Consider the following 7,466-nt stretch of genomic DNA (forward strand, 5'->3'; position numbering starts at 1 on the left):
GGAAATTAATGTATTACGTAGCAAAAGTTAATTCAGATATGTGTGCTGAGTACAAGTGTAACACTTGTACTTTATATTGTCCAGAAGCTAATACGCTTATGTTTAACAAAGACGGTAACACGTCTTGGGTAGATGAAGATAGATGTAAAGGGTGTGCACTATGTGTATATGTTTGTACTGATATGCTTGATCGTAACTGTATTACAATGGAAATGGCTGGTCACGAAGAGTAATCTTCTCCAGACATTTTTAGTCACCCATTTGGGTGACTTTACTCACTTTATTCCCTCTCTATAAAAAATCAAAAAACTTAATTCTTTACAAATCAAAATAAATATATTCTATAGTTATACTTTAAAAGTAAATTTTAGAGAATAATGGTAAAATTCCATTATTAAAATTAAAAGGATTGTAGTGAAAATCACAGTAGAAAAAATAGATGATATAAATTTTATTATTAGCGGTTCAGTTGAGAACAGCGTAATACAAGAAAAAGTAGCTAAACTCAAAGAAGAAGCAGCTAAAGATACAAAGAACAATGAATCTACAGATGAAACTATACAGCAAGATGCAGCCGGACAAGCATTTAAAGATTTTATAGATGCGGGTATAAAAGAAGCAAATATTGAAGTAGAATCACTCCTTGGTCAACCAGCTCTTAAAAAATATGAGCAACTAGAGAATGGAATATACTTTGAAGTTGAATTGTCAATCAGTCCAGTGATAAATGTAGACATTGATTATATGAAATTTATTCCTGCTTATACTAAACCTGTTGCAGATGAAAAAGCTATAGATGAAAAACTTGCAGAATTTTCAACTAAACAAGCTCCATTTAAAGCAATAGCACAACCTAAAGCTATTGAAGATGGTGATGTTGCAATTATAGATTTCGCTGGTTATATAGATGGTGAACTTTTTGAAGGTGGTAGTGCTGATAAGTTTAACATTAAAGTTGGTTCTAAATCATTTATTGTTGGATTTGAAGAACAACTTATTGGTATGGAATATGGTGAAGAAAAAACAATAATAGTTAAATTCCCTGATGATTACCAAGCAGCAGACTTAGCTGGTAAAGAAGCGAAATTTATTGTTAAACTTAATGAAATTCATGAGCAAATAGCTGAAGTTCCAGATGATGCTTTCGCTAAATCAGTACTAAGTGACCCTAAAGCGACACTTGCTACACTTAGAGGAAAACTTGCAGATCAAATAATATCTGAAGATGTTTCAAAAGTCTATATGAGTGAACTCAAGCCAAAGATGATTGAAGGTTTACTTGCAGGATTTGACTTTACCTTACCAAATAACATAGTTGAACAAGAAATAGATGCAAAAGTTCGTGAAAGAACTAGATCTTACACCGAAGAGCAACATAAAGTTATCAGAGATGATAAGGGTAAATTTGCTGAGCTTAGAGAGTCAGTAAGAGAAGAGGCTAGAAAGAGCATTAAAACGACACTTATAGTTGAAGCATTAGCTGAGAAAGAGGGTGTTGTTGTTAATGACCAAGAGCTGCAAGCTGCACTTGGTTACCAAGCAATGATGACAGGTCAAGATTCACAAGATGTTGTAAAGTACTATGAAGATAACAACTTAATGGTTTCAGCTAAAATGGGACTTGTTGAAGATAAACTTTTTGGAATTTTACTTGGATTTCACCAAGCATAATAAATTATAAATGAATACTAAAGATTATAACTGGATTCAAAACCTTTGGAATTGGGCAGATAAGAATGGAGTTAGTGATTTAGAGTGGATAGAACATGACTCTTATCTAAAAGGTGGTTATTTTAGAGGAATACCAAGAGAACGAGAGACGTTAGTTAACCTAACAGAACTTAATCTCTTAGGTAGTCAACTTACGGAATTACCATTAGAAATATTTAATCTCATTCAATTAAAAAAGCTTTACCTCTTAGGAAATCAGATTACTGAGTTGCCAAGTGCAATTGCTAGTCTGGTTAACTTAGAAGAGTTATATCTCTCTGGAAACAAGTTAACATTTTTACCAACACAAATAGGAGCTTTAATAAATTTAAAGCTTTTACTTCTCCAAGAAAACCAAATAACTACACTACCAAATGAAATTGGAAATTTACTTAATCTGAAGACCTTAGAACTAGGAAAAAACCAACTTGTAAAATTACCCAAAGAAATAGGCAAGTTAACAAGCTTAAATAAATTGACTATTTGGAAGAACAAGCTAACAACACTACCAAATGAAATGAAAAATCTAAGAGATTTAACAGAGTTTGATTGTATGTATAATAAGATTGGATTAAGTAGCGAAAATATAGAGTGGCTAGAAAGTTTAATGAAGAAAGATAGTAGTGTCAATATATAAATAATGGAGACAATATGCCTTACGATACAGTAAATAATGAAAATATAGGACAGATGGTACGAGAGTTTTATGCAATAGTGCTTAAGGATGACCTTTTAGCTCCATATTTTTCTAAAGCATTGGGTGACGACTTAGATAATGGAAAATGGCATGGTCACCTTAATACTCTAAACCAATTTTGGGTACTTATGATGACTGGAAAAAAAGGCTATGGGGGTGATCCATTCCCCCCTCATGCCTTTTTAGGTCAGATGTATCGTGAAACTTTTGAGCGTTGGTTAGAGCTTTTTAAAGAGACAGTTAATAGACTTTTTGCCAAAGAGATAGCTGAAAAGTTTTATTATAAAGCAGATGTTTTAGCAGAGCAATTTATAGACAATCTTGGTATCGATGATGAAGATGACGACGATTAGATAGCCACCTTTTTGAGTGTGTAAACCTAACTGTGTAAACCCACCTAGTATTCCTAAATCAGTTAGTGTATTTTGACATAATTTCACTGAAAAATATACAAAGTTGAGGATAAATCACAGGCCAGTTTCTAATACTAGACATATTCCACTTTTCTTGTTGCTCCTGTGTAGCAAGATACATAACCTTAAAAGCTGAGTCTTCAGTAGGAAAAGAGCCTTTAGATTTAGTCTTTCTTTTTATTGTTGCATTGAGTGACTCTATTGGATTTGTAGTATAAATTAGCTTTCTCACTGAATCTGGATATTTAAAGAAGGTGGAAAGTTCAGCCCAGTGATTTTGCCATGAAGCAGTAATATTAGGATATTTTTTACCCCAAGTATCATTGAAGTCTGTAAGTGCAAGTTGTCCATCTTCTTCGTTAAGTGCTGCATATACTGGTTTTAAATCTTTTGCAACTTCCTTATTCTTTTTCTGCTCATCATATTACCCTCTCATTTAATAGTGTTATTTTAGCTATTCTAGAATAATGATTTAGAAAATGTTGTTTGTTTTTCTTGGGATAGCATAGAATTAAAAAAGAAAATTTACTGGTCTAGTTTTAGGGATTCATTATATGCCTATACTTCTATTTAAATCAGACCAGAAGAGTCATTTTAATAAAAAGTAGGCACTTTTTTAAATAGTTTTAGTTTTATCTACTTTAGTTGTAAAAAGTGTACCTTTGTCATGTATACCATCTATTAGAAACTTTTTTGCAGATGCTAAATCATGACCATTAGATAAAAACATCTCTAACTTGTTATCCATGATATATTTAGCAGCCATTAGTTTAGTAACAATTCCACCCGTCGCAAACTTAGAATTTGGAGTACACTTTTGCTCTAACTCATCATTCGTTATTTCTGTTACAAATTTTCTTATTTTTGCTTTAGGGTTATCTTTGGGATTTGAATCATAGTATCCATCAATATCACTTAGGATAACTAGCATATCTGCACCCACATGTCGAGTGACATGGGCAGAGAGTTGGTCGTTATCTCCAAAAAGTTGCTCAGGAGTTGTTGAAATATCATTTTCATTAACAATTGGTAATATATCGTTCTTTAAAGTTCTATCTATAATGTCTTGCACTATTTTAGTGTGAACTCGAGAATCAAAATCCTCTTCTGTTAAAAGGATTTGAGATATTGTTACATTATATATGTCAAATAAATTCTTATAAGAACTCATAAGTATAGGTTGCCCAAGTGATGCTAAAACTTTTTTACTTGTAGGAACACTTCTGTTTAATTGAACGGCCGTATATCCGGCAGCAACAGCACCAGATGTTACAAGAATTACCTCATATTTTTTCCTAGCTGCTGCGATTAATGTAACTAAATTTAGCATTCGTTCCTGTGCAATGTCAGTAGTTTCTGTTAAAACTGAACTACCTACTTTAATAACGATTCTTTTCACTATACTGTCTCCTGTTCTTTCAAGTTACTTTAAATATCATTAAAGCTCACTCTCTAATCTATTATACACTATATCCAGTAAAGCTTCTATTATTCTTATATCCCAAATAATTCCATAACTTTTTCCTTACTTCCAAATTCATCAAGAATCTATTTTTTTTGAATCCAGAAGTACCTAAGTAGGGTAAGCACCAAGAAGAGTTAACTCAACTAGTTATTAAACTAAAGGATGATTTTGAAATAGGAGTTGTGAAAAATCCTATAGATCTGTTGTATGATAGGAAATATCAAATTGAAGAGATAAAAAATCTTGTGCCTTTTAAAATGAGAAAAAAAATATGGCGGAAGCATTTTTTGTATATGATTTATATAAAGATATTCATAATGCATTGCTAGTAGTACCAAAGGTGCTACTGCTTTGTGCAATTGGTATAGTGTTATAGAGACAGCAAAAGCAAATGGTTTAGACCCTTATGCTTATCTGTGTCATGTGCTTACTGAGCGTCCTATTTATGAGGCTGAAAAAAAAGATATTGAAGATTTACTCCCTTGGAATGTTGAGCTGAAGTAAAAATTATTTAGAAAGATAGATGGGGCTTACTTGGTGCTTACGAAATAGCACTAGTAAATTGTTAGTCATCTATTTTTAATACTTTGCTAGTACATTATTTATCTGAACATATGCTTGTACAGGTGTCATTTCAAAGTACTGCATGTTATGCTTTTTAGCAAAATCTTTTGTCATTTTTTGTACCTTTAAGAGATTAAAACGCGGTGCTCTTGGGAAAAGGTGATGTTCTATTTGAGTATTTAACCCTCCATAAAACCAATGAGTCAACATTCCACCCTTAAGTGAACGTGAGGTTCTCATCTGAAGCTCCATCCATGAAAACTCTTTCCCCTCTTCATAGTCAAAAACTTCACAACCTAAATGATTTGTAATAAAACCAAATGCAAGCCATGGTGATAGAGTAAAATAAAGTGTTGCAAAAACAATAAGAGCATCAGCTAGTGGAAGAAAATAAAAGATAGTTCCCCAAACCAAAGGCCAATGCACTAACATTAATGCGACTTCTCCCCATAGTTTACGTTTAATTGCAAAATTGTAAGACTGCACTATAAATGCTCCATACATAAAAAACAGTGCACCCCAAAAGACAATATGCTTATACTTTTTAAGAAAAGGACTATTCCCTTTGTTGTTGGGAGTAAACGCACCATCAAGAGCCCAAATATCCTCATCTTTTTCTAGTACATTACACCAAGTATGATGATTTACATTATGTTTAAAATCCCACCATGAAGAGCTATTTGAAAGGATAAACGCAGAGAATGGATAAGAAAGTTTCATAGACAAAGATTTACTTTTAAAATACTGTAAATGAAGTAGGTCATGCGATACATAAACCGCACGAGTAAAGATTACTGTCATGAAGAGACCAAGGCCAAGTGACTTATAAAGAGAGTCTATCTCTATAGTACTCCAAATTGATACAAGGTAGTAAACGACTCCCATACTTAAAAGAATAGCTAGCATCTCTAATGAACCTCGAACTGGAACACGCTGGAGTAAACCAGCTTCTTTTACCTGTGCTTTTAACTCGTTGAAATTATCTGGATATGTTGTTGTAGACATGAAATTACCTATAAAATATTTTGAGAATTATAGCCATATTATGATTATGGTTTATTAAAAGCATAATCATAATATGAAACCCTTAAGGCTATTCTCTAAAACTAAATCCTGAGAATTTTTAGATATATGAATATTTATACTTGCTTTTGATACATCAATTCCGATACAATTTGACACCGTGAACCTCCTAATTATTCAAGAGAGTTCGTTAGCATAGGAGTGAACTCCTATGTGACTTCCAAGCAATCATACTACACATAACTTTGCCTCGAGATTCAGTCCGATCTAGCTTCAACTTTTCCTTGCAAAAAAAATATTTTAGAAACTGATCCACTCGCCACTCAAATTTAAAGTGTAATTATCCGACTTTCGCACAAGCTAGACTAAGCCGCTTTAGTTCAGTACCGATACATTACTTCTAACGAACTACTCATAGAAAGTATAGGCTAATAAATTTCAAAAAATGAATATACGAGTTAAGTTAGTTATTAAATGCTAAAATAGACAATTAAACTATACAGATGATGGAAACTTTGCTATACTATACTATATTGTACTTTAACTTATCAAATATTAAAATAAATAGGATTACTTATGGCTAAAACAAACTACAGTTATGAAAAACATGGTCGAGAGATGGAAAAGAAAAAGAAAAAGGAAGAAAAGCTTAAGAAAAAGTAAGCTATAAATAGTGACGCAATAGAAGAAGGGTCAACTCTCCTTTTAGATGAGTCTAAAACTTCAGAAGCATAAGGGATAACCTTAGCTTTTATCTCCTTATCGCTTAACTGGATAAAGCAGTCCCCTCCTAAGGGATAGCTCATGGTTCGAGTCCATGTAGGGAGACCAATCAGTTATTTAAAACCTCACTTCCTCCATATCTATCCCTCTATACACTGAGTTTACGATTTAAATAAATAATACATAATGGAGTTAATAAAATGAAAATAGAAAAAGAGATAAAAATTAAAAATATAAAGTTAAACAACTATAAACAATTTGATGACGCAGTTAAGATGAGTCAAGCAGAAAGGATGGAAATGAAAATACAAGAAGCAGCGGATTATGTTGAATATATAAAGGTAAATGATAAAGAAGCATATAGAAACTATTTAAGCTACTCGACATATTTAAAACTATAGTTGATATAGTTCTTCGTTAAGGGGACCACTGCACAGTAAAATAGCAAAAACACCCCAATAAATCCCCTAAGAAAAGCACTTTAACAGCACTATTTAGGTAAAATAACTACCATAAATAAGGTAGATACATGGCATTCAAAGACACCAATAATACATTTTCAGATATAGCGATAACATCAAGACTTAATAAAGTAACATCATTCCTAAAAGAGTTAGACTCAATCATAAACTTTGAAAAACTACGACCAATACTAAACAAGAATGGTAAAGGTGGCAAAAATGCTACTGGCTCACCTGCTTATGACAATGTACTAATGTTTAGAATACTTCTTATCCAAAAATACTATAACCTAAGTGATCAAGCTATTCGACAAGCTTTTTAACACAGTCAATCAACAATTACACGATAATGATTTTATCGCCAAAGAGGGTAAATCGGTACTTGTGGATGCTTCTCTCATTAAAAGCGA

The 7,466-nt window shown here is 32.5% G+C and carries 8 protein-coding genes, 1 tRNA gene and 2 pseudogenes; 8 read left to right on the top strand and 3 right to left on the bottom strand.

From position 1 onward, the window contains the following. The first annotated feature begins 8 nt into the window (after positions 1 to 8). The 4 genes from HOG88_RS06970 (at position 9) to HOG88_RS06985 (ending at position 2,760) form a co-directional block, all read left to right on the top strand. Complete coding sequence (locus HOG88_RS06970; RefSeq protein WP_275756860.1) at positions 9 to 233, top strand: ferredoxin oxidoreductase; 225 nt, start codon at positions 9 to 11, stop codon at positions 231 to 233. Positions 234 to 414: 181 nt separating this feature from the next. Then, positions 415 to 1,671, top strand: coding sequence for a trigger factor (gene tig / locus HOG88_RS06975; protein ID WP_295004604.1), 1,257 nt, complete (start codon positions 415 to 417; stop codon positions 1,669 to 1,671). A gap of 10 nt (positions 1,672 to 1,681) precedes the next feature. Beyond that, the gene (locus HOG88_RS06980; protein WP_295004606.1) at positions 1,682 to 2,347 is read left to right on the top strand and encodes a leucine-rich repeat domain-containing protein; all 666 of its coding nucleotides are present in this window, start codon (positions 1,682 to 1,684) and stop codon (positions 2,345 to 2,347) included. A 14-nt stretch (positions 2,348 to 2,361) separates the two neighbouring features. Beyond that, positions 2,362 to 2,760, top strand: a complete 399-nt coding sequence (locus tag HOG88_RS06985) for a group III truncated hemoglobin (RefSeq protein WP_295004608.1) — start codon at positions 2,362 to 2,364, stop codon at positions 2,758 to 2,760. 58 nt (positions 2,761 to 2,818) lie between these two features. On the opposite strand, the pseudogene HOG88_RS06990 reads toward HOG88_RS06985, so the two are convergent. Together HOG88_RS06990 and proB are read right to left on the bottom strand one after the other, a co-directional pair. Then, positions 2,819 to 3,223, bottom strand: a pseudogene (locus HOG88_RS06990) (transposase); the annotation flags it as partial. A 213-nt stretch (positions 3,224 to 3,436) separates the two neighbouring features. Beyond that, complete coding sequence (proB, locus tag HOG88_RS06995) at positions 3,437 to 4,219, bottom strand: glutamate 5-kinase (protein WP_295004609.1); 783 nt, start codon at positions 4,217 to 4,219, stop codon at positions 3,437 to 3,439. Positions 4,220 to 4,609: 390 nt separating this feature from the next. Here proB and HOG88_RS07000 point away from each other — a divergent pair. Next, positions 4,610 to 4,789, top strand: a pseudogene (locus tag HOG88_RS07000) (transposase domain-containing protein); the annotation flags it as partial. A 75-nt stretch (positions 4,790 to 4,864) separates the two neighbouring features. Here the strand turns inward: HOG88_RS07000 and HOG88_RS07005 are convergent. After that, entirely contained in the window at positions 4,865 to 5,854 is a 990-nt protein-coding gene (locus HOG88_RS07005; protein ID WP_295004610.1) for an acyl-CoA desaturase, read from the bottom strand. 773 nt (positions 5,855 to 6,627) lie between these two features. Between HOG88_RS07005 and HOG88_RS07010 the strand changes: the two genes are divergently transcribed. The 3 genes from HOG88_RS07010 to HOG88_RS07020 all read left to right on the top strand — a co-directional run bounded on the left by HOG88_RS07010 (position 6,628) and on the right by HOG88_RS07020 (position 7,379). Further along, a tRNA-Arg gene (locus tag HOG88_RS07010) sits at positions 6,628 to 6,703 on the top strand. Between the two features lie 92 nt (positions 6,704 to 6,795). Next, a complete protein-coding gene (locus HOG88_RS07015; protein WP_295004611.1) occupies positions 6,796 to 6,996 on the top strand; it encodes a hypothetical protein in 201 nt (66 codons plus the stop codon). Positions 6,997 to 7,124: 128 nt separating this feature from the next. After that, positions 7,125 to 7,379: a transposase gene (locus tag HOG88_RS07020; RefSeq protein WP_295004612.1), complete on the top strand. Its 255-nt coding sequence runs from the start codon at positions 7,125 to 7,127 to the stop codon at positions 7,377 to 7,379. The last annotated feature ends 87 nt before the right edge of the window (positions 7,380 to 7,466 follow it).

The sequence above is a fragment of the Sulfurimonas sp. genome (assembly GCF_018698455.1).
Classification (GTDB): domain Bacteria; phylum Campylobacterota; class Campylobacteria; order Campylobacterales; family Sulfurimonadaceae; genus Sulfurimonas.